Source organism: Streptococcus sp. 27098_8_82 (genome assembly GCF_041431615.1).
Classification (GTDB): Bacteria; Bacillota; Bacilli; order Lactobacillales; family Streptococcaceae; genus Streptococcus; species Streptococcus sanguinis_K.
Genome location: NZ_JAPVYB010000001.1, coordinates 376,392 through 396,712, shown reverse-complemented (window position 1 = coordinate 396,712; position 20,321 = coordinate 376,392). Strand labels below are relative to the sequence as shown.

The following is a 20,321-nucleotide window of genomic DNA, read 5'->3' as shown; positions in this document are numbered from 1 at the left end:
TACTTTTCCAGCCTATCCTTTGTTTATCCAATGTACTTTCATTATACTGAAAGGAGATATAGTTTTCAATTATACTTTTTCTCTAACTAGATATAGCTAGAAACTATGTATTAATAGTGCATCAGAACCTTATAGTCGTAATCGCCGATAACTTCGCGACCCTTGAGCTCATCCAGCTCAATAAGAAAAGCACATCCAGCTACTACACCGCCAAGGCGCTCAATCATCTCAATAGTTGCCTTCACTGTTCCACCAGTCGCAAGGAGATCATCTACGATTAGAACGCGCTGACCTGGCTTGATAGCATCCGCATGCATAGTCAGGGTATCCATACCATACTCTTTTTCATAGTCAGCTGAGATGACTTCACGAGGAAGCTTGCCAGGCTTGCGGACTGGAGCAAAGCCGATTCCTAACTCAAAGGCAACTGGACAGCCCACGATAAAGCCACGAGCTTCCGGTCCAACAATCATGTCAATCTTCTTGTCTGTCGCATACTGAACAATCTCACGAACAGCGTAGCTATATGCATTTCCGTCTGCCATCAATGGGCTGATATCACGGAATGTCACGCCTTCCTTTGGATAATTTTCGATTGTTGCAATGTAGTCTTTTAAATTCATGATATACTTTCTTTCAAAAAATTTTTTACTCTCTATTATATCACTTTTTCATCCAAATGGTAACAGAAAAACTTACTTTTTAAGGGGATAGATTATTTAATTTGAAAGAGTATGTTTCATTCATTTATAGGCCACCGTATTGAGGCTGGGATTGAGTTGGTTAATCTTTATAATCGTTTTTTCTAGGCAAGTCAAAATTAGATGTATTGCTCTAAATAAAGTGGTGTTGCTATTTCTTGTTCATATTTTTTTACAATATCCTTCGTAAATAAGCCTAATAAATCCAAATCATTAGATGGATTAATCTCAAATATTGAAAATACAGATTTTTCAAGAAAATCATTCAATTCTTTATAATTCGACATATAACTATAGCCTTGAGGAGCACTAAATCTCGGCGATAATTCTTTAGCTTGTTTTAATGATATAGGCGAGTCAAGAAGAGATAGGGAGTAAATTGGAGAAAAATACTTAGCACCTTCTTGCAAATGTTTTTCCAAATATGAACGACTACTATTTGCTAAATCTGAATTTTCTAAAAAGTGTTGGATATTATTACGCTGACCTAAAACCATTTTCCCAACAATCATCTTAGCGGGTGAGGAAAGATATAAATAAGCTACCGTTTCTTTTTCAGGAATCCTTGAACGATATTCAAAATGCTTTTTTACTGTTAGCAAAGCTTTAAAAAATTCTGGTTTAAAGCTCAGGATAATTTCATTCATCTAAAATGTGCTCCTTTGCAAGACTTTGGCTTAGTCTTGTAACATCTCATCTTTCCATCAAATAATCATAAATCTCCTGCACGGTGCCCAATGCCATGAGTTCTTGTTCTTTGACTAGGCGCTTGAGGTTTTGGTAAATGTGACTGCTGTCAATTTCTTTCTTTTCAGCTTCCTTATTGACCTTCATGACGCCTTCTGTGATGCTGACAAAACCAAGTTCTTCAAAAATCTGAATCATTTTGACCAAGAGAATAGGATCTATTTTCAGATAAGCTGCCAGATCCTTGAGCTTATAGCGAACGTCAAACTCGGGGAACTGATAGATTGTCTTGTAGAGTTTGGCAAACTGCTCACGGTTACCATAACCTGTCAGATAGTATGGCTTAGAAATCTCATTTTTAAAGTAAATCGCTTCGAAATCCTGAGACTGAAGAATCCTCTTCAAAACCTGCAAATCATCAGGCAGGTCATAAACCACAACTGCTCTGCTATTTGACAAATCCGGCAATTCCTCTGTGAAACGCAAGACAGGAACCTTATCAGGCAGCGTCGCATTTTTGCTGCGGATATTGAAAAGCTGAACACCGTCCACACGGGCATCTACCAGCATGAGCTGGAGACTGGTCTGTCCATTCCATTTATTGACAGAGAGGCTGACAGCCAGCTCCATATTCTTGGTCTGGGCAAACTCTGTCGCCAGGTTTCCTTGCCCAAAAGCTACTACTTCAAAAGATGCATCTTCCTGAGAAATTTTTAACTTGAGATGGCTATTGCCAGCCCCCATAGTCCGAGCATTGTCCACTTTAAAGTCCTTGAGGTAAAAAAGCGGCTTCTTATTGTCCATACCAAAAGGAGCCAGTTTTTCAAAGCTTTTGAGTGTATCCAAAGTCAGTTCTGGCAAGTGCAGCTCCTCATCTAAATACAGGGCTGTTTTGCCAGTCAAATCCAAATCATTGTCTAAGATATACTCTGTCAAGATATCAGCAAGCTCCGCCAGCTTGTCTGCTTCAAGAGTCATTCCAGCTGCTCCAGCGTGACCACCAAAGGCTACAAAGAGATCACGATGGCTGTCCAAAGCCTCAAAAATATTGACCGCTTCAATACTGCGGGCGCTACCCTTAGCGATACCATCCTCAATATTGAGCACTATAACTGGCTGGTGCAACTCTTCCAGCAAGCGCCCAGCGACAATCCCTAGCACACCGGGATTCCAGCCTTCCTTGGCCAGCACCTGCACTGGTCTCTTAGGGTCCAACATGGTTTGTGCTTCTTCATAAATCTGCTGGACGATTTCTTTGCGTTCGTCATTTTTTTGGTTAATCATGAGCGCAATGTCACGCACTTCTTCGTCATCAAAGCATGTCAAAAGCTCAATCGCTGGATTGGGATCATCCAGCCGTCCCAAGGCATTGAGTCTGGGGGCAAGCTGGAAACCAACCGTTTCTTCATCCAGTTCATCTGGCTGAATACCAGCGATTTTAAAGAGTTCCTGAAGCCCTACTCTCTGGGTATTTTTGAGGACGGAAAGGCCGTATTTGACTAAGATCCGATTTTCCCCCGTCAGACTGACCATATCGGCAATGGTGCCAATGGCAACTAAGTCCAAAAATTCGACTTGTACTTCTTCCAGCAAGGCTGTTGCCAGCTTAAAAGCCACCCCACAACCAGCTAGATGCTTGAAAGGATAATCTGCTCCGCTATGTTCCGGATGGACAATCGCATAGGCGTTTGGCAGCTCCTCAGGCATGGAGTGATGATCCGTCACGATGACATCCACGCCGAGAGACTGAGCCAGCTCGATAGCTTCAAGGCCAGCCACTCCATTATCCACTGTAATAATGAGCGAGATGCCTTGATTTTCAATAAAATATTTGTAAACACTGCTATTAGGACCATAGCCATCCGTAAAGCGATTGGGCAGATAAACCTGACACTCAGCCCCCAGCTGCTCCAATGCTTCCTTGACAATTGATGCCGAGGTCATCCCATCAGCATCATAATCGCCATAGATCAAAATCTGCTCGTAATTCTCAATCGCTGAGCGAATGCGCTCCACTGCCCTCTCCATATCATGCAGGTCATAAGGGTTGTGAAGCTGGTCTAAACTAGGCTCCAAAAATTCCTGTAAAGCCTCTTCAGTCTGCACACCTCTTTGGTAAAGAAGGCTGGCAGCGGTAGGTTCTAATCCAGCTTTCTTAGCCTTTTTTAAAAATTTTTCGTCTGTAAAATTAGTGGCAAACTGCCAGTCGTATTTTGAGCTAATCATGATGAGTGAAACACTTTCTCCGTTCAATCTTGTCTGAATATTATAACATGAAAAGACTGGTTCAACCAGTCTCAAACTTCTTATCTTCAAGCAAGGCTCTCAGACTCACTCATCTAGGTATAGCCCCTTAGCAACGCTTTGGTCAATAACTTCCTGAGCTAATTCCCAAAGAGTTTCAGAGATCTCTTGGATAAAGGATTTCTTAGAAATAACCTGCGACTTGGTCAGGCCATGAGGGTTGTCATGGGGCTGAGCGACTTCCAAGTGATTGAGCAGGGGAACCAGAGCATCCAGCACTCGGGCATATTTAGCCTCTATGCTAATGCCGGTCTCAAATTCCTGCCAGAGCTTTAAAAAGGTATCCTGCTGATCTGACGGCAGCTTATCCAAACTGATTTTCAAGGAGTCCAGCTCTCTAGTGTAAGAATCGCTCTTGCCCACGTCGTCAAAGATAAAGGTATCACCAGCATATATTTCGCCCAAATCATGAATCAGTAACATAGACATGACCTTTTCCAGATTAACTTCTTCGGGAATATATTCTTGAAAGACTAGCGCCATGAGCGCCCCCTGCCAACTATGCTCTGCAGAATTCTCAAAACGATAGGCATCCAAGGTACGATTGTTGCGATGAGTGGCTTTCAGCTTTTCCAGCTCATTGGTAAATGCCAGCTGCTGTTGTAGACGTTTAAGCATGTGGAACTCCTTTGAAATGTTTTATAGTTAATTCTATTCAAAATTGATAGTTGCTCTTAACGCTCTATATGATTTTCTTCAAAAACTAAACTTTCACTTCTTTTCTGTTTTTTCCCTCGCCATCCAATCACCAACTCTGACGTCAGGTGGGTCAGGATAATCGTCAGAAGGAAGGCCCAACGGCCATTTTCCCACTTGGTCAGCTGCTGGGATTTGAGCAGAAAAAAAGATAACTCAATAAAGATAGGATGGAGGAAGAAATAAAGGATACTTGGATCTTTTAAATGTCGCCAGTTTTTTTTGCGCTTCCACTGAGTTTTTAACAGCCAATTGAATAAGAAAAGTGTAAAGGGAATGAGAGCAAAGAAAAAGTTTTTATCCAGTCCCTGCCTGATGTAAATCAGAACTCCTTCACCTACTAGGAAAATACTTGCCAACAGAAGAAACAGACAGCGTTTTTTCTGAAATAAGGCTATCTACTCGTAATCAGCTAGAAAGTAGCCTAAATAGATAAAAATAGGCGTATAGAAGAGGCCGTTTCTGCTGGTGAAAAAGAGCTTGGCATAGGCATCATACCAGTCCGTCAGCAGACTAGGCGACAGATAGGCGTGATATGTCTCAATAGCACCTAAGGCAAAGAGAACCAGTAAAAGAACAAATGTTTTCTTGGGACCCAACTTCCTATACAAAAAATGGACCAGCAGCAAGCCTAAGAGAAAGGCGGGGATATACCAAGAGCTGGTAACTCATTCCGATGTAGAAGAGCGCTGCTAGAATAGCCAGCGGAGCTAGGTAGAGAGGCCAGTGCAGAGATTGGAAGTAAGTCAAAGCATAGGGAAGATAGACCAAGCTCCAAAAGCCATAGGCCTTTAAAATACCTTTGATATACAGAGTCAGTTTCACGTCTTGAGGCTCTTGCTTCCAGCGTACTCGGAAAAAATAGGCTGAAGAAATTAAAAAGAAAGGAACCGCCATGCGACCAAACATACTCTTTTGAACAAAATGCAGGGCTTCATGTTCAAAAAGCCTCTGACAGTGAACCAGAATTACCAAAACGGAAGCGATATATTGAAAAAGGCTGAGCAGGGCATAATTGACTGGCTGTCCTGACCCTACGACTTCTCTCCTTTGTATCAAGCATTCTCTCCTCTGCATCAAGCATTCTCCTTACGAGGTTTGTTTAAGATGTAAATGAACACTATTCCCTTTGAACTAGGACTTGGCTAGCCAAACATGCTGAAATGCAGCGATGTCTCGATAAGGTGATTGGTTGCAGACTGCTAGCTCCATCTTAAGCATCTTTTCAGCCCAGCCAGGAGCAGTTTTGTAGTCATTGGCCTGCAAGCCGTAAAAAATTCGTACTCCCTGATAATTCTCAGCTTCTAATGGAAGACCTGAAATCACATCTTGGATCTGATAAACCTTAGCAGCCCCCATGCTGTGGGTTTCATATTCGTGACCCGCCAAAAGCTGCTGGGCCTTTTCTGGATCATTTTCAAAAACTACCGTATGCATAATCCGCCCAACCTCGTGATGCTTGACCAGAGAAATTTTGCCGTCCTTTTTTAAGAGGCGGGAAAATTCTGCTAAATAAAGAGCAGGGTCTGATACATACTCTAAGACATTATGACAGATGATAACATCAAAAGACTGATCTGGCAATTGTTGCAGAAGCTCCAAGCTGCCTTGCAATTGCTCATAGGAAAAGTTCTGCTTACGCTCGGAAATCATTTCTGAACTAGGCTCGATGGCGGTCACTTGGTTGTTTTCTGCTAGAAAATCAGCCACAATTCCAAAACCGCTGCCGAAATCAAGAATTTTCTGGCCCCTCAGCGAATCAAGAAAGGCAAAAACAATATCATACTGAAGCTTGCCCCAAGGCGCCTGCAGGTGAGCTTTGTAAGTTTGTAGATTTGCTGTCATGAAACCTCACTTATAGTTAAACATATTGGCTGCCATCTTGTCGGCAATTTTTGGAAAAAGAGTATAAAGCTTATGAGCTAGATTGAGAATCCCAGGTAGATTCATTTCCCGCTTCTTTTTGCCAAAGGAACTAACGATTTTGCTGGCTACAAAGTCAGGCTCCAAGATATACTTGTTGACTGCTTTTACATAGGAACCGTCAGGATCTGCTTGATCGAAAAAGGAAGTTTTGATAGGACCTGGGTTCACCGTCGTGACATAAACACCAAAAGGCAGGAGCTCCAAACGCAGGGCGTTGGAAAAACCAATAGCTGCAAACTTGGTCGCTGAGTAGAGACTTGACTTGCTACTTGCAATGAGGCCGGCCATACTAACGATATTGACGATATGTCCTTGAGCTGCCTGCTTCATGCGAGCTCCAAAGATACGGGACAGGTTCATCAGGGCAAAGGTATTGACCTCAAACATGGCCTCAATATCGCTGGAGCTGATTTTGTCAAATTCTTCAAAAATCCCATAGCCAGCGTTATTGACTAGGACATCTACGTGGCCATACTGGCTGTCAATCCGCTCAGCAAAGTTTTCCAAAGCTGAGCTGTCTGTGATATCCAGCTCCACTAGGTCAAGATTTTCTTTTTCTCCATATAGTTTTTCCAGCTTAGCCTTGCACCGTCCGACCAAAATCAGTCGGTCATTGGGCAAGAGCTTAACCATTTCCTGGGCCAGTCCACCGCTAGCCCCTGTGATGATGATGGTGCGCATCTCTATCCCTTTCAAAGTGTTGATCGTTTTAATGAAATCTTTTTCCAGCTAAATAGTCAGCATAGGCTTGATCAATGACAGGAGCAAAAAGATGATAATCCTCCCAGCTACCTAAAAATTCCAAAGGTAGGTCGTACAAGTCATCGACTACAAATTTGGAGTAATCCTTCATATACTGATGTTCATAATAATCGTTCACAAAAGCCTGAAAATCCTTTTTGATATCCATTGTTCCTAATTTTCCGTCACACCAGTCTAGAACATAATCTACACCCAAAGTTTGCTCGTCTTTGACACTTTGAAATGATGTTTCTTCATCAGGAATCATCATTTCCTTTGCATCATGCTGGATGAGCCAAGTAACGAAGAAGCCAATATGATTCGCAGCCCAACGATGAACCTCCCGGTAATCATCTTGTGTTAATTCTTCATTTTCTAAGTTATAACTATAAATATAGTTGGTTAATGCATCCTCAAAATACCAATCAGCTTTATCAAATAAACGATTTTCAACTGTCATCTTATTTTCCTCTCAACGAAACTGTCCGAGACTGTAAAATCATATCTCCACCTCTTCCAAGTCTTTGACCACATGAACCTTTTCAAAGACAGCACTTGCATCGCGGCGCATTTGGCTGATGTCCTTGGCTAGAAAGCGGGCACTGATATGATTGAGCAGGAGGCGCTTAGCGCCGGCCTCCTTGGCCACTTCTGCGGCTTGCATATTGGTAGAATGACCGTGATTACGGGCAAGTTTTTCATCTCCCTTGCCATAGGTCGCTTCATGGACCAACACATCTGCTGCCACTGCCAGACGGACGCTGGCAGCAGTCTTCCGAGTATCACCCAGAATAGCAATGATCTTGCCTGGACGAGGAGCTGAGATATAGTCTGCTGCAATAATTTTGGTTCCATCTTCTAGGACGATATCCTGACCGTTCTTGACCTTGCCAAAGAGGGGACCAAAAGGTACGCCCGCTGCCCGTAGTTTGTCTGCATCCAGCGTTCCTTCCAAATCTTTCTGCATCACCCGATAACCCACACAGAAAATCGTGTGATCCAGCTTATCTGCATAAACAGTGAACTTGTCCGTTTCCAGAATCTTGCCCAGACTGTTTTCATCAAACTCATGAAAATCAATCCGATAAGGCAGGCGAGAACCAGACACGCGCAGGCTAGACAGGACAAAGTTCTTAATGCCTTTGGGACCATAAATCTCTAGGTCCGTCTGTTCTTCGTTAGCCTGAAAAGAACGACTGGACAGAAAGCCAGGCAGTCCAAAAATATGGTCGCCATGCAGATGCGTGATGAAAATCTTGCTGATTTTGCGAGGTTTAATCGTTGTCTCCAAGATCTGGTGCTGGGTCCCTTCACCACAATCAAACATCCAGACCTCATTGATTTCTTCCAAGAGCTTGAGAACGAGGCTGGATACATTTCGGGCCTTTGACGGCTGACCAGCTCCGGTTCCTAAAAATTGTAATTGCATATTTTTCTTTCTAAATGATATAAATCATGGCAGACCGATTCTGCGAGTGATAGTATTTTCTGCCTGCATAGGACTGAGCCAGATCACTGACTTCATCTTGATTGTATCCAAAAAGTCTTTGGCTACCATCTGCCAGTTGCTCCCAATCGGTCAAGGCAGTCAATTGCTTACATTCCACGACTTGAGATTCAGCTTTGAAAGGTGTCATTTTTATTCTCCCAGCTTCTTCGTAGACCAAGTACTGTGGAAAGACTTGGGCGATTTCAAAGAGCAAATCAGCTTTTACAGGCTCAGGATTTTCAGGAAAGACCATGCCGACTTCCTTCTTCTCGTAGCAAAATCCATAGGACTTGCCAGAAAGATTGAGCCGGACAAAAGGCTTGCTTTCTACAAAGCTAGGCTCCGCATTCCACAAGTCCAGCGCCTGGCTAATCTCTAAAAAATAGGCTGTCGCGGCTTCCGGACTTTTCTTTTGATAAAGCTCAGCAAAGTAAGCATTGATAACGCTGGGCGGCGGTGTGATGAAGCTACGCTTCTGCTCTTCTGTCAGGCCAGCCAATACTTGCTTTAAGTAAACCCTGTCTAGGCTAGTAAAACCGCCGTATTTCAAGGCCAAGTCAATATAATCAGTCATAAAATTCTTCCAGTTTCCATTTGTTTTTCTCAGCAATCCAGCCTGAAATGACTTCGACATCGTCTATGTATTCTCGATTCCCCATAATCGCGACTTTCTCTAAATCATGAATCTTGTAAGCTTTAGCCGGCGCTACCTTGATAGTAAAAGGCAAAAATAACTCTTTCATCCGCTCCAGCAGGACTTGCTGTAAAAGAGCTCTGCTATTGTCCGCCTTAGCCGAAATCAAAGAATAAGGAGTCAAGGTCGGAGTGAAATCCTCCGCCTTGTCTGCTTTGTTATAAAGAGTCAGCCGGGGAATATCCAGCATGTCCAGCTCATTCATGATGTCGAGGACAGTCTTTTCGTGCTCCTCATGATGAGGGTCGCTGGCGTCAATAACATGGACCAGCAAATCGACATTTTTACTCTCTTCCAGTGTGGATTTAAAGCTTGATACCAGCTCTGTCGGCAAATCCTGAATGAAGCCAACTGTGTCTGTCAGCGTGACATTGAGCTGACCACTTAGGTTGATGTTCTTGGTCGTGGCATCCAGCGTCGCAAATAGTTCGTCAGCCTCATACTGGCTTTTACTGGTCAAGCAGTTCATAATCGTAGACTTGCCAGCATTGGTATAGCCGATGAGGCCAATTTTGAAAATACTGGATTCCAGACGTTTTTCACGAACGGTTGCCCGATTTTTCTCCACTGCTTTGAGCTGGCGCTCAATATCATGAATCTGATTGCGGACACTGCGTCGATTGAGCTCCAGCTGGCTTTCACCAGGACCACGGGAGCCGATTCCACCTGCCTGACGGCTGAGCATAATTCCCTGGCCAACCAAGCGAGGAAGTAGATACTTAAGCTGGGCCAGATGCACCTGTAGCTTGCCCTCATGACTCCTAGCTCTCATGGCAAAAATATCCAAAATCAGTTGCATACGGTCAATGACCTTGACCCCCAAGCTTTCCTCTAGATTGACATTCTGGCGGGGGGTCAGACGGTTATTGACAATAACGGTCGAAATCTCTTCGGCATCAACCATCTGTCGGATTTCTTCTAACTTGCCAGAACCGACAAAGGTCTTGCTGTCATACTTCTCCCGCTTCTGGCTATAGGAGCCAACTACCTCAGCCCCTGCAGTCTTAGCTAGGCTTTGCAGCTCCTCCATGGATAGGTCAAAATTCTCCGTGTCTGCCAGTTCCACACCGACCAGAAAGACTCGCTCTGTTTTTTTCTCTGTTTCTATCATCTTATATCCTTACTAAGACTTGGTCAGCCAGCTACTTATCCAAAAACTTCCTGATGTCCTCCATAACCTGATTTTTATAGTCTGGATTTCCCACCTGATAGAAGGTCACGGACATCCGGTTGCGAAACCAAGTTAGCTGGCGCTTGGCAAAACGGCGAGTATTCTGCTTGAGCTTGTCCACTGCCTCTTCTAGGCTCATCTGACCTTCAAAGTAGGGGAAAAGTTCCTTGTAGCCAATACCCTTGCTGGCTTGACTGGTCGGAGCTTTCTCAAACAGCCAGCGAGCTTCTTCTAAAAGTCCGACTTCTAGCATCAGATCAACCCGCTGATTGATTCGCTCATAGAGTGCTTGTCTTTCATCATCTAGACAAATCAGCAGGGCTTCATAATCAGGTTGATTGTTTTCTAGTTGACCGCCCAGATGGGCAATCTCTAGTGCTCTCATAGCCCTGCGTCGATTCAGCTGGGGAATCTCGATACCCAGCTCAGCTATTTTCCTAAACAAATCCTCATCCGACCAACTGTCCAGCTGCGCCCGATAGGCCAGAATCTCCTCGTGAGGGACGGATCCACCAAGATGATAGCCCTCGAGCAAACTCTGGATATAGAGCCCCGTGCCACCGCAAATAATGGGAAGCTGACCTTGAGACTCAATCTCACGAATGGCCTGAGCTGCCTCAGTCACAAAATCATAGGCAGAGTAGCTCTCGCCAACCTCCCGCACATCCAGCAGATGATGGGGAATGCCCTCCTGCTCTTCAGGATGAATCTTGGCCGTGCCAATATCCAAGCCACGATAGACCTGCTGGCTGTCACCGCTGATGATTTGGCCATTGAAGCGCTTGGCTACCTCGATACTCAGAGCCGTTTTTCCGACCGCCGTAGGCCCTACTATCACAATTATCTTGGTTTTCATCTTTTTTCCTTGAAAAAATTTTGATTTTTCGTTACTATTAATTATAACATAAATAATAAAAGTTCAGAAAAGGAGAAATCACATGGCTAAAGGATTTGGAAAAGGCGTTCTTACAGGAGTTGCAGCTACTGTTGCTGCTGTGGCAGGCGCAGTATATGCAGTTAAGAAAAAAGTCATCGAACCTGAAGAACAAAAAGCGGCTTTCATCGAAGAAAACCGTAAAAAAGCAGCTCGCAAACGTGTAGCGCACTAAGCCTGCACATTTCACTAAAAAGCCTGGATTTTTTCCAGGTTTTTTATTTTTTGAAAAAACAGCAGTCAAATCGACTGCTGCAAACAAAGCTATTAGACTTTAAAAGCCTTCTCTTTCTTGGGCGGTTGAATGCCATGAGAGCTAAAGATATAATTGCTTAAGAGCAAGAATACTAACAACTCAAGCACAAAAAATAAATCGAAAGCAGGATTGGACGACAGAGAAATGAAAGAAATCGCAAGACACACAATTGTGACATAAAAGATTTTCAAGCGTTTGATATAAAGCCAGAAGAGGTCAAGGCTTTGCCTGCCATTGATCTGCGAATTAGACTTGCTTTCCGAGTACCAGATGATAAATACTTCCGCAAAAAGGAATAGACCTAGCAAAATGATCATTCTCCAAAAATGAACCTGCAGTAGAATTCCCGCTGCAAGTAATAACAAAACACCCAAGCTCAGCGCTACCACTGCTCGTCTAGTATTAGTCATAAAATCAACTCCTTTATATGACTACGAAGAACAGTCAAATTAATTGTTGCTAATCGATTAGATTGCTCTAGGAGAACATATTTTATTTCGGCTTTATTTTACCACTTGGTAAGAAAACTTACAAATAATACGATAAAGCATTTGTAGAAGTTATTGGTTACTGAAAAATAGATTAAGACAGAGCTTTAGAAACGTGTTATAATAAGGCATTAGCGAAAGGAAGATTTATGAAAAACACCTACAGTTTTAACAGACTACTGCTTAGCCTAGCACTTCTTACTTCATTATTTTGCATCTTTGTTCCTCGTCACATATTTGCTGACGATGTCGAGAGCAGGATTACATCCTATGTAGGACAACTAGAGCTGCATAGCGATAATACAGCCACTTTTACAGAGGAAGTAACTTTTGAATACGACAGTTCCTACAACGGCCAATATATCACGCTGGGCCGGGCTGGCAAGATGCCTAAAGGCTTTCAAATCGAAGACAATCCTAAGATAGATATTATCACCAATGGACAGAAAAAGTCCCCGCAAAAGATAAAAGAAGAGGCTGTAAAAGATGGAAAAAAGATTACAATCTATAATTCTGGTAAATCTGGTGATCAAGTCATTATCACTATAACTTGGAAATTACGAAATATGCTTTGGGTGTATCAAGATATAGCTGAGCTGAATTGGATACCTATTTCTGATTGGGATGCGGATATTCGACGATTATATTTTTCTGTTTCTACGGATCGTTTCGATACTAATGCTCAGCTTTTCGCCCATACAGGCTTCAATAAAAACCAACCAAAGGTGGAAAAATTAAATCAGATTCTGGCGGTTAGGTCAAATAATCTCACAAAAGGAACAAAACTTGAATTGCACGGCGCTTGGGACAAGAGTATATTTACAGATATTGATACTGCCAGTATTATCCCTTCAACCCACCGCAAGCAATTTGAAGAGAAGGAAAAAGAAATTGAACAAAAACAGAAGGAACATAGCTTTATAATTTATGTCCTAGGTCCAGGCATTGCAATCTCGTTTCTGATTATAAGTCTGGCTTGCTTTCTTTACTATTTACTAAGATTTTATTATCTAAACAAGCTTCCTAAAAATACGCGACTCTATGAACCGCCTCAGAATCTTACTCCTCTGCAACTTGCATACAATATCTATAATATATCAATTGAAAAATCTCTTGCTCATACTAGAAAAACAGGAACTCCTAGCTTTTCTAGTTTAGTACAGGCTACTTTAATGGATCTGATTGACAGAGGAAATATAAAATTTCGCATTGGAAGATCAGGAGAGAAACTGGAAATTGTTCACTTAGATAACCTAAGTCGCTACGAGATAAAACTGTTGGAAATGGTCTTTGGCGATAAGGATAAAGTTACTCCTGATACGATGTTCCCAGATTACCAACAAAGCTCCAAGTCTTCTACACGACAGAAATTTCAAGAGGCTCTACGTACTGTTGCGAACTATGTCCGTCAAGAAAGAGTCGATTTAAATCTCCCTATACGATACCGTAAAATAAGCAAAAAAGAAGAAAGACCTGTTTCATTAGCTTATATTTCCTATTATATTGGTATTATTATTCTCTCTTTAGGTTCTCTTTTTTATAATCCTTTTACTACCGGACAGTTTGATTACTCATATTCCTACATTTATCCTTTGCTTCTATTTGTCGCGTGGTTCCTTGGGAAAGCAGCTCAAATAAAATTGAATCGAATGGCAGATAGATACCTAAAAAAGGAATTTAGAGAAGAAGTAATTGAATGGCAGAGCTTCTCCAACATGCTGCGCGATATTGCTCATCTTAGTCAAACTGAGGTAGAGGGAATCATTCTCTGGAATCGAATTCTAGTATATGCGACTCTTTTTGGCTATGCGGAAAAAGTCAGTCAAACATTAAAAGGAAGAGACATTCAATTAAAAGAAACAAATCTTGAAAGTTTCTTCTTCAGTAATATATCTACAGGTTTTGCTACAGGCTTTAGCAATGTTGATATTTCATTGAATCCTCCCAGCTCAAGTAGCTACTTCAGCTTGTCATCTGGTATTTCAGGTGGCTTCTCAGGTGGTGGGGGCGGAGGAGGCGGAGGCTCCTTCTAACATAAACTATAATACAAAAGGCCGCTGTTTGAGCGGTCTTTTGTCATAGTTAATTCCCTTGCATAAACTCTTGGAAACGATGAGTATCAAAGTAAATAGTAGATACAATCAATTTATCTGATTCGTCAAATTTTAAAAATTCTGCGACATCCAATTCTAGTTCTTTTCCGCTCGGCGACTGCAGGCGATAGCGATTTAAAGCTGTTGCTTCTCGCCCCTCTACCAATAACTTCTTCACTTCAAGATGCTGACTTAAAGCATAGAATTGACCTGCACCTTGCAGATAAACATCACGACCTCGCCTGATTTCCTGACTGTCGCACATTCCATAATTAAAGTTTTCAGCTACGAAATCTTCCCAGCCACCTTTATTGACTGCGGTAAAATAGCTTTCTGCTAATGTTCTTGTATCCATTTGGAACCTCCAAAAATAATTTAGGCAAGCACTCAAACAATGAGATTTTCAAGCCATTTAAGATTATACAAAAAGCAATATGACTACAGTCTGTCATATTGCTGAAGATTTTTTTGAAGAGTATGAATTAATTTATCCTGCAGTTTTTTTGGTGATATGACTTTTACTTGATGAGCAAAACTTAAAATCAATTCGAAAAAGGCCGGTGTCAATGCTCTGAAAGCATGGACCTTTATTCTGGTTTGCTCAAGAGTGATTTCTTCTTCTGTGAAGTGGTCATAAATCTTTGGGAGCGCAGACTCTGTGAAAATCAGCTCTACTTCTTCTTTATTGCCCTCAACTTTATCTTTAGACGGATTTAGAAAAAGATCTAGCTTTTCTTGAGATAAAAGCGGGTAATCTCCAACATCGACAGCCTCTTCTACTGGCTGCAAATCACGAATCCTGCTGAGTTTAAAAAAACGAAAATCTAACTTTTCTAAACAGTAGCCGATAACATACCAAGCATTTAGTTTAAAAATCAGACGGTATGGAAAAATCGTTCTCCGGCTTTGTTCTTGTTTTTTAGAATAGTAGGAAAAGGAAATTTTCTTCCCAGTTTGTATAGCCTGTTCAATCTCAAGTAAATAATTTGTATTGAGAGACCACGAAGTAAGATCGAAGTAAAAAGGATTAACCTTATCGGTCGACTCTTGAGAAGCAAACTTATGCTCAAGGCTGCCAAAACTTGGACGACCAACAATTTTGCCAACATTTTGGCTCATATTGATGATAAACTGCTTTTCTTCTTCTGTGAAAAAGCTACTGTCCATCTTGTAGTCATCCGGTATATAAAAACCACCTTTATCCCCACGTTCAGAGTAGATAGGGATTCCGGCTAAGCTGAGCGTATCCATATCTCTATATACTGTGCGGGTAGATATTTCAAAGCGTTCAGCAATTTCTTTAGCTGTTATCTGCCTCTTATTCAAAAGGGCTAGCAAAATATAAATTAATCGTTCTAGTTTCATGAGTTTTCTTTTCTTATTACAATCGGCACAGCATCAAATAGTTATCTTCCCTCTCTTCAACCGTGACAAAGCCCAGTCTTTGATAAAAGCGAACGGCAGGATTGTCTTTGGAAACGGAAAGGGAAACACCTAGGTAGCCTTTGGCCTTGAGCAAGTCCAGCATGGCTGTCATCAACTGCTGGCCTAGTCCTTGGCTTCTGAACTCAGGCAGGAATGAAATGGACAGAGAGGGCGTCTGGTCGTCATAATAACTGTAATCTTTCATGATGCGAATCCAAACGGCTCCGACCAGCCGGCCATCCACTTCTGCTGCTAAAGCCCAATCATCTGGCTGCTGGCCAAAGTTCTTGATATACATCTCTAAATCTGGTTCTTTCAGGATGCTTCTAGAAAGCGGTGCTAGACCTTGGGGGATAAAAATAGCTTGGTAAAGAAATTCCTCTAAGAGCGGGATTTCCTCTGGTTTTAAGGGCCTAATCTCGGCCATGATTTCTCCTTCTAGATCAACTGCTCCTCACCTATACCGGCCTCCTCCAAGATTTTGGCAACTCGGTCAAACTGCAAGCGAAAATGCTCCAACTTGTGGCCGTCTGATCCCACTGAAAAGCGCTGGCCGCCCAGCTCCTTGACTAGCGAAAGAGCGTAGATATAGAGTTCCTCGTGACCGTAAAGATACATGGACTTGCAGTTGAGCTCAAAGGCCAGACCATGGTCAATCATCTTTTGAAAAAGATGTCGCAGCTCTGGTTCAAAAGTTTTTAACTCATCTACGGTAAGCGCAAATTTCCGAAAACCATAGTCAAAGTGAGCTAGTACATCCGCTGGCACAGCCTCGATAGCCTCTTCCAGCTCTCTCAGGTAGGAGGGAATTAACTCCATCTTATCCAGCTGCAGGACTGGCTCTTCCAGATAGTCAAAACTGCCATTGTGGTGGACAGATAGGAGTTTGAGGTCATAATCCTTGTCCGCTAGGAAAGATAGGATATCGTCCTTACGTGGAGCGTAATAGCCAATTTCAATGCCCTTTTTGATGCGGTTGCCATATTGCTGGTTCAGCTCTGCTATTTTTGCTGAATAGGCCGCATAGTCAGGCACATCATCATGGGGCGAGGCAGCTTCGTAGGGGTAGGGATTGGACAAATCATAGTGCTCGGTGGTGACAATCTCGCCCTCATAATGGTCCAGATAGTCACAGAAATCCGCCTCAGAATCATAGGAAAAATAGGTATGAAGATGGTTGTCGCGCATGCTGGACCGCCTTTCTGCAAATCTTGTGTCCCTTTAGTATTGGTCAATTTCAGGTCGATCATGAATCCGGCTCTGCTTGCCCTGACGGGCCTGGAGGACAGCCTCTACCTCTTCCAGACTGACGCCAGTCTCAACGAGAGCGACCGCCAGATGGTAGAGCAGATCAGCTGTCTCATTGGCCATCTCATTCTTATCAGCGTTTTTGGCCGCAATGACTACTTCAGTCGCTTCTTCACCGACTTTTTTGAGAATCTTGTCCAGCCCCTTGTCATAGAGATAGCTGGTATAGGAGCCTTCCTTGGGCTCTTTTTTGCGTTTGAGGGCTTCTTGATAGAGGGTTTCTAGCATAGTATCTCCTTGTTACTGTCCTTATTTTACTATAAAAAGCAATTCTTTCCAATGGCAGGCCGGTTTCTTGATACTGACTTCTTAGTTTTATATTTGCATTAACCAAGTACTAAAGTAAGGGAGCTTTTAGTCAGTTTTGCCGTCTTCTTCATTCCAGATTGTATGGAAAAAGCAGGATTTGGCACCGGTGTGGCAGGCTGCTCCCAGCTGGTCTACCTCGATCAGCAGGGTATCTAGATCGCAGTCAGCTGTGATTTTTTTGACGGTTTGGTAGTGGCCACTGGTGGCTCCCTTATGCCAAAGCTCCTGACGTGACCGGCTCCAGTACCACATCTGACCGCTAGTGCGGGTCAGCTGGTAGGCTTTTTCATTGAGATAGGCCAGCATGAGGACTTCTTTGCTGGTGTGGTCTAGGATAATGGCAGGTATGAGACCGCCTTGCTTTTGAAAATCTAACTTTACTTCTGTCATCAGATGCGCACCTCCAATCCAGCTTCCAGCATGGCTTTTTTGGTCTCTGCGATGGAGACCTGACCATAATGGAAAATCGAAGCGGCCAAGGCACCTGTCGCTGCAGTCTTTTCAAAAACTTCTAGGATATGCTGGCTACTGCCAGCACCACCAGAGGCGATGATAGGAACGGAAACCACTTGGGAGACAGATTCCAGCATTGGCAAGTCAAAACCAGACTTGGTCCCATCCTTGTCCATACTGGTCAAAAGAATTTCCCCCGCTCCAAGACCGACAGCTTCTTGGACCCAGTCTAATAGATTGCGACCGCTGTCCTTGCGGCCACCAGCCAGATAGACATGCCAGCTGCCATCCGCTTCTTTCTTAGCATCCACAGCCAGCACCACACATTGGCTGCCGAATTTCTCAGCGCAGTCAGCTAAAAGCTGAGGATTTGCCAGTGCTGAGGAATTAACTGCAACCTTATCCGCACCAGCCTGCAGCATCCGCTTCATGTCATCAACCGTACGAATGCCTCCCCCGACGGTAAAGGGAATGAAAACCTGCTCCGCCACGCGCCGGACCATCTCGACCGTCGTGTCCCGCTCCTCATGGGTGGCGGTGATATCCAGAAAGACCAACTCATCGCAGCCTGCTTCATAGTAAGCCTTGGCAGCATCGACTGGATCGCCCACATCAGTCAGATTGAGAAAGTTGATGCCCTTGACCACCCGGCCGTCCTTGACATCCAGACAGGGAATGATTCGTTTTTTCAGCATGGCTAGCCCCTTTCTGCTTCCTTGATCTGCTCTAGGCTAATTCGTCCACTGTAATAGGCCTTGCCCACAATGGCACCAGCCAAGCCCAGTTTTTTCAGCTCTTCTAAGTCATCCGCTGACTGGATGCCGCCAGAGGCAATGACTTGAGCATGCTTGAGAGCTGCTAGCAATTTTTGATAATGCTGGATATTGGGACCAGTCAGAGTCCCGTCTCGGTCCACATCTGTATAGACAAAGAGACGGACGCCGATTTTTTCCATGGCCAGCGACAGACTGATATAGTCCTGATTGCTGGTTTCCAGCCAACCCTCAGTCGCAACCAGCCCCTCTTTCGCATCAATGCCAATCACGATTTTGCTGCTTCCAAAGCACTCCAGTGCGGCCTCTACAAAATCAGGATTCTTAACAGCCATAGAGCCAATAATGACACGGTCAATGCCAACTGCCAGGTAATCTTCAATCTGCTCTAGACTGCGGATGCCACCCCCGACTTGGATAGCTAGGCCAGTCTCCGCTTTAATCTGGGCAATCAAATCTCGATTGGTCGCACGACCTTCTAAGGCCCCGTCCAAGTCAACCACATGAATCATAGTAACCCCGGCTTCTTTGAAAACTCGAGCTTGCTCCAAAACATCGGGATTTACCACTGTCTTCTGACTAAAATCCCCTTTAAAAAGGCGGACGGCCTGACCGTCTTTGATATCAATAGCGGGCAGTATTTTCATAGACATACTCCTTAAACTTCTCTAGGATACCGAGGCCTACAGCACCTGACTTTTCTGGGTGAAACTGACAGCCAAAGACCGATCCTCGGTGAATCATGGCTGGGATAGGCAGCCCATAATCAGCCGTCACGTCCAAGTACTCCTTCGGAACATCTGTGTAGTAGCTATGGACAAAATAGACTGACTGGCCCTCAAGACCGGCTGTCAAAGCAGACGACTGCTGGATCTTTAAGTCATTCCAGCCCATGTGAGGCACAGGCAGACCAGCCTGGTCCGGAATCCGACGGCAAACACCGGGAATCAAACCCAGTCCAGAGCTTTGACCATTCTCCAATCCAGACTCCAGCAGGAGCTGCATGCCTAAGCAAATCCCCAAGAGAGGCTTGCCATCAGCCACTGCTTGCTGAATAACTGAAACCAGCCCTCGCCTTTCCAACTCTTGCATGGCAGTAGGAAAAGCACCGACACCTGGTAAAATCAAACCGTCGGCTGCTAAAATTTCCTGCGGATTAGCTGATAGACGCGCTTCTACTCCGACCTGAGCCAGAGCACGGAGGACATTTGCTGTATTTCCCGCGTCATAATCAATAACAATCATCATTTCTACATCAACTCCTTTCACTCAGAAGGGCAAGCTAGAGCAAGCCCTTGGTGGAGTTAACTCCATGAATCTCTGGATTTATCGTAATAGCCTCCCGTAGAGCTCGGCCAGTCGCTTTAAAGAGGCTTTCCGCCTTGTGGTGACTGTTCTTACCATGAAGGATTTTCAGGTGCAGATTCATCTGCAGATTAAAGGCTAGGGCTTGGAAAAATTCCTCTACCAGCTCGGTGTCAAAATTCCCAAGTTTAGGATTGTCAAAATCCGCCTCAAAGACCAGATAGGATCGGCCGGATAAGTCCAGACTCGCCATGCCCAGCGTTTCATCCATAGGCACAAAGCTAGTACCGTAGCGGTTGATACCGGCCTTGTCTCCCAAAATCTGACGCAGAGCCTGCCCCAGCACGATGCCCACATCCTCGACCGTATGATGGCTGTCCACCCAAAGGTCGCCTTCAGCCTTGACCGTCAGAGAAATCCTACTGTGGCGGGCAAAAAGGGTCAGCATATGGTCAAAGAATCCGACACCAGTCTCGATAGCTACCGGCTCCTGTTGGTCGAGATTCACAGTCAGTTCAATATCGGTCTCCTGTGTTTTTCGCTTGATTTCAGCTTGTCTCATGGCAAC

General features: G+C 43.8%; 26 protein-coding genes. 2 read left to right on the top strand and 24 right to left on the bottom strand.

Annotation, left to right across the window (positions count from 1 at the left end; genetic code table 11):
* Positions 1-110: 110 nt before the first annotated feature.
* From O3627_RS01960 to miaA, 13 genes are all read right to left on the bottom strand, one after another.
* Positions 111-623 carry an adenine phosphoribosyltransferase gene (locus O3627_RS01960; protein WP_002906315.1) on the bottom strand — a complete coding sequence of 171 codons (513 nt, stop codon included), beginning with the start codon at positions 621-623 and terminating at the stop codon, positions 111-113.
* Between the two features lie 197 nt (positions 624-820).
* Complete coding sequence (locus tag O3627_RS01955; RefSeq protein ID WP_343091803.1) at positions 821-1,348, bottom strand: hypothetical protein; 528 nt, start codon at positions 1,346-1,348, stop codon at positions 821-823.
* A gap of 46 nt (positions 1,349-1,394) precedes the next feature.
* Positions 1,395-3,614, bottom strand: a complete 2,220-nt coding sequence (gene recJ / locus O3627_RS01950) for a single-stranded-DNA-specific exonuclease RecJ (protein ID WP_371621253.1) — start codon at positions 3,612-3,614, stop codon at positions 1,395-1,397.
* Positions 3,615-3,719: 105 nt separating this feature from the next.
* A complete protein-coding gene (locus O3627_RS01945; protein WP_343091805.1) occupies positions 3,720-4,310 on the bottom strand; it encodes an HD domain-containing protein in 591 nt (196 codons plus the stop codon).
* A gap of 476 nt (positions 4,311-4,786) precedes the next feature.
* Positions 4,787-4,987, bottom strand: a complete 201-nt coding sequence (locus O3627_RS01940; RefSeq protein WP_343091806.1) for a hypothetical protein — start codon at positions 4,985-4,987, stop codon at positions 4,787-4,789.
* Between the two features lie 4 nt (positions 4,988-4,991).
* A complete protein-coding gene (locus tag O3627_RS01935) occupies positions 4,992-5,447 on the bottom strand; it encodes a hypothetical protein (protein ID WP_343091807.1) in 456 nt (151 codons plus the stop codon).
* 75 nt (positions 5,448-5,522) lie between these two features.
* Positions 5,523-6,233, bottom strand: coding sequence for a methyltransferase domain-containing protein (locus tag O3627_RS01930; protein ID WP_343091808.1), 711 nt, complete (start codon positions 6,231-6,233; stop codon positions 5,523-5,525).
* 6 nt (positions 6,234-6,239) lie between these two features.
* A complete protein-coding gene (locus O3627_RS01925; RefSeq protein WP_125382422.1) occupies positions 6,240-6,995 on the bottom strand; it encodes an SDR family oxidoreductase in 756 nt (251 codons plus the stop codon).
* A 28-nt stretch (positions 6,996-7,023) separates the two neighbouring features.
* Positions 7,024-7,515, bottom strand: coding sequence for a hypothetical protein (locus O3627_RS01920; protein WP_125382423.1), 492 nt, complete (start codon positions 7,513-7,515; stop codon positions 7,024-7,026).
* Positions 7,516-7,554: 39 nt separating this feature from the next.
* Positions 7,555-8,484 carry a ribonuclease Z gene (rnz, locus tag O3627_RS01915; RefSeq protein ID WP_125382424.1) on the bottom strand — a complete coding sequence of 310 codons (930 nt, stop codon included), beginning with the start codon at positions 8,482-8,484 and terminating at the stop codon, positions 7,555-7,557.
* Between the two features lie 10 nt (positions 8,485-8,494).
* On the bottom strand, positions 8,495-9,118 hold the full coding sequence (locus O3627_RS01910; RefSeq protein WP_185756115.1) for a cystathionine beta-lyase: 624 nt from the start codon (positions 9,116-9,118) through the stop codon (positions 8,495-8,497).
* Positions 9,111-10,349 (bottom strand): GTPase HflX, encoded by a 1,239-nt coding sequence (hflX, locus tag O3627_RS01905; RefSeq protein WP_125382427.1) that lies wholly within the window; start codon positions 10,347-10,349, stop codon positions 9,111-9,113. The genes O3627_RS01910 and hflX overlap by 8 nt, the downstream gene beginning before the upstream one ends.
* Before the next feature lie 31 nt (positions 10,350-10,380).
* Entirely contained in the window at positions 10,381-11,265 is an 885-nt protein-coding gene (gene miaA / locus O3627_RS01900; protein ID WP_125382428.1) for a tRNA (adenosine(37)-N6)-dimethylallyltransferase MiaA, read from the bottom strand.
* 82 nt (positions 11,266-11,347) lie between these two features.
* Here miaA and O3627_RS01895 point away from each other — a divergent pair, with 82 nt between their 5' ends.
* The gene (locus O3627_RS01895) at positions 11,348-11,518 is read left to right on the top strand and encodes a DUF3042 family protein (protein ID WP_002895160.1); all 171 of its coding nucleotides are present in this window, start codon (positions 11,348-11,350) and stop codon (positions 11,516-11,518) included.
* A 92-nt stretch (positions 11,519-11,610) separates the two neighbouring features.
* Here O3627_RS01895 and O3627_RS01890 read toward each other — a convergent pair whose 3' ends face one another.
* Complete coding sequence (locus O3627_RS01890; RefSeq protein WP_125382429.1) at positions 11,611-12,009, bottom strand: hypothetical protein; 399 nt, start codon at positions 12,007-12,009, stop codon at positions 11,611-11,613.
* Positions 12,010-12,236: 227 nt separating this feature from the next.
* Between O3627_RS01890 and O3627_RS01885 the strand changes: the two genes are divergently transcribed.
* The gene (locus O3627_RS01885; RefSeq protein WP_125382431.1) at positions 12,237-14,120 is read left to right on the top strand and encodes a DUF2207 domain-containing protein; all 1,884 of its coding nucleotides are present in this window, start codon (positions 12,237-12,239) and stop codon (positions 14,118-14,120) included.
* A 49-nt stretch (positions 14,121-14,169) separates the two neighbouring features.
* On the opposite strand, the gene O3627_RS01880 is transcribed toward O3627_RS01885, so the two are convergent.
* The 10 genes from O3627_RS01880 to hisB form a co-directional block, all read right to left on the bottom strand.
* Positions 14,170-14,535, bottom strand: coding sequence for a hypothetical protein (locus O3627_RS01880; protein WP_125382433.1), 366 nt, complete (start codon positions 14,533-14,535; stop codon positions 14,170-14,172).
* Positions 14,536-14,618: 83 nt separating this feature from the next.
* The gene (locus O3627_RS01875) at positions 14,619-15,545 is read right to left on the bottom strand and encodes a YafY family protein (protein ID WP_125382435.1); all 927 of its coding nucleotides are present in this window, start codon (positions 15,543-15,545) and stop codon (positions 14,619-14,621) included.
* Between the two features lie 16 nt (positions 15,546-15,561).
* A complete protein-coding gene (locus tag O3627_RS01870) occupies positions 15,562-16,032 on the bottom strand; it encodes a GNAT family N-acetyltransferase (protein WP_002909427.1) in 471 nt (156 codons plus the stop codon).
* A gap of 11 nt (positions 16,033-16,043) precedes the next feature.
* Positions 16,044-16,793: a PHP domain-containing protein gene (locus tag O3627_RS01865; protein WP_371621252.1), complete on the bottom strand. Its 750-nt coding sequence runs from the start codon at positions 16,791-16,793 to the stop codon at positions 16,044-16,046.
* 33 nt (positions 16,794-16,826) lie between these two features.
* On the bottom strand, positions 16,827-17,141 hold the full coding sequence (gene hisE / locus O3627_RS01860; protein WP_002924252.1) for a phosphoribosyl-ATP diphosphatase: 315 nt from the start codon (positions 17,139-17,141) through the stop codon (positions 16,827-16,829).
* 126 nt (positions 17,142-17,267) lie between these two features.
* Positions 17,268-17,612, bottom strand: coding sequence for a phosphoribosyl-AMP cyclohydrolase (gene hisI / locus O3627_RS01855; protein WP_002909424.1), 345 nt, complete (start codon positions 17,610-17,612; stop codon positions 17,268-17,270).
* The gene (hisF, locus tag O3627_RS01850; protein ID WP_125382436.1) at positions 17,612-18,370 is read right to left on the bottom strand and encodes an imidazole glycerol phosphate synthase subunit HisF; all 759 of its coding nucleotides are present in this window, start codon (positions 18,368-18,370) and stop codon (positions 17,612-17,614) included. Before hisF ends, hisI begins: the two co-directional genes overlap by 1 nt.
* A gap of 2 nt (positions 18,371-18,372) precedes the next feature.
* On the bottom strand, positions 18,373-19,095 hold the full coding sequence (gene hisA / locus O3627_RS01845; RefSeq protein ID WP_185756116.1) for a 1-(5-phosphoribosyl)-5-[(5-phosphoribosylamino)methylideneamino]imidazole-4-carboxamide isomerase: 723 nt from the start codon (positions 19,093-19,095) through the stop codon (positions 18,373-18,375).
* Positions 19,073-19,696, bottom strand: a complete 624-nt coding sequence (gene hisH, locus O3627_RS01840) for an imidazole glycerol phosphate synthase subunit HisH (RefSeq protein ID WP_032912429.1) — start codon at positions 19,694-19,696, stop codon at positions 19,073-19,075. Before hisH ends, hisA begins: the two co-directional genes overlap by 23 nt.
* Positions 19,697-19,730: 34 nt before the next feature.
* Complete coding sequence (gene hisB, locus O3627_RS01835) at positions 19,731-20,315, bottom strand: imidazoleglycerol-phosphate dehydratase HisB (protein ID WP_125382440.1); 585 nt, start codon at positions 20,313-20,315, stop codon at positions 19,731-19,733.
* Positions 20,316-20,321: the final 6 nt, after the last annotated feature.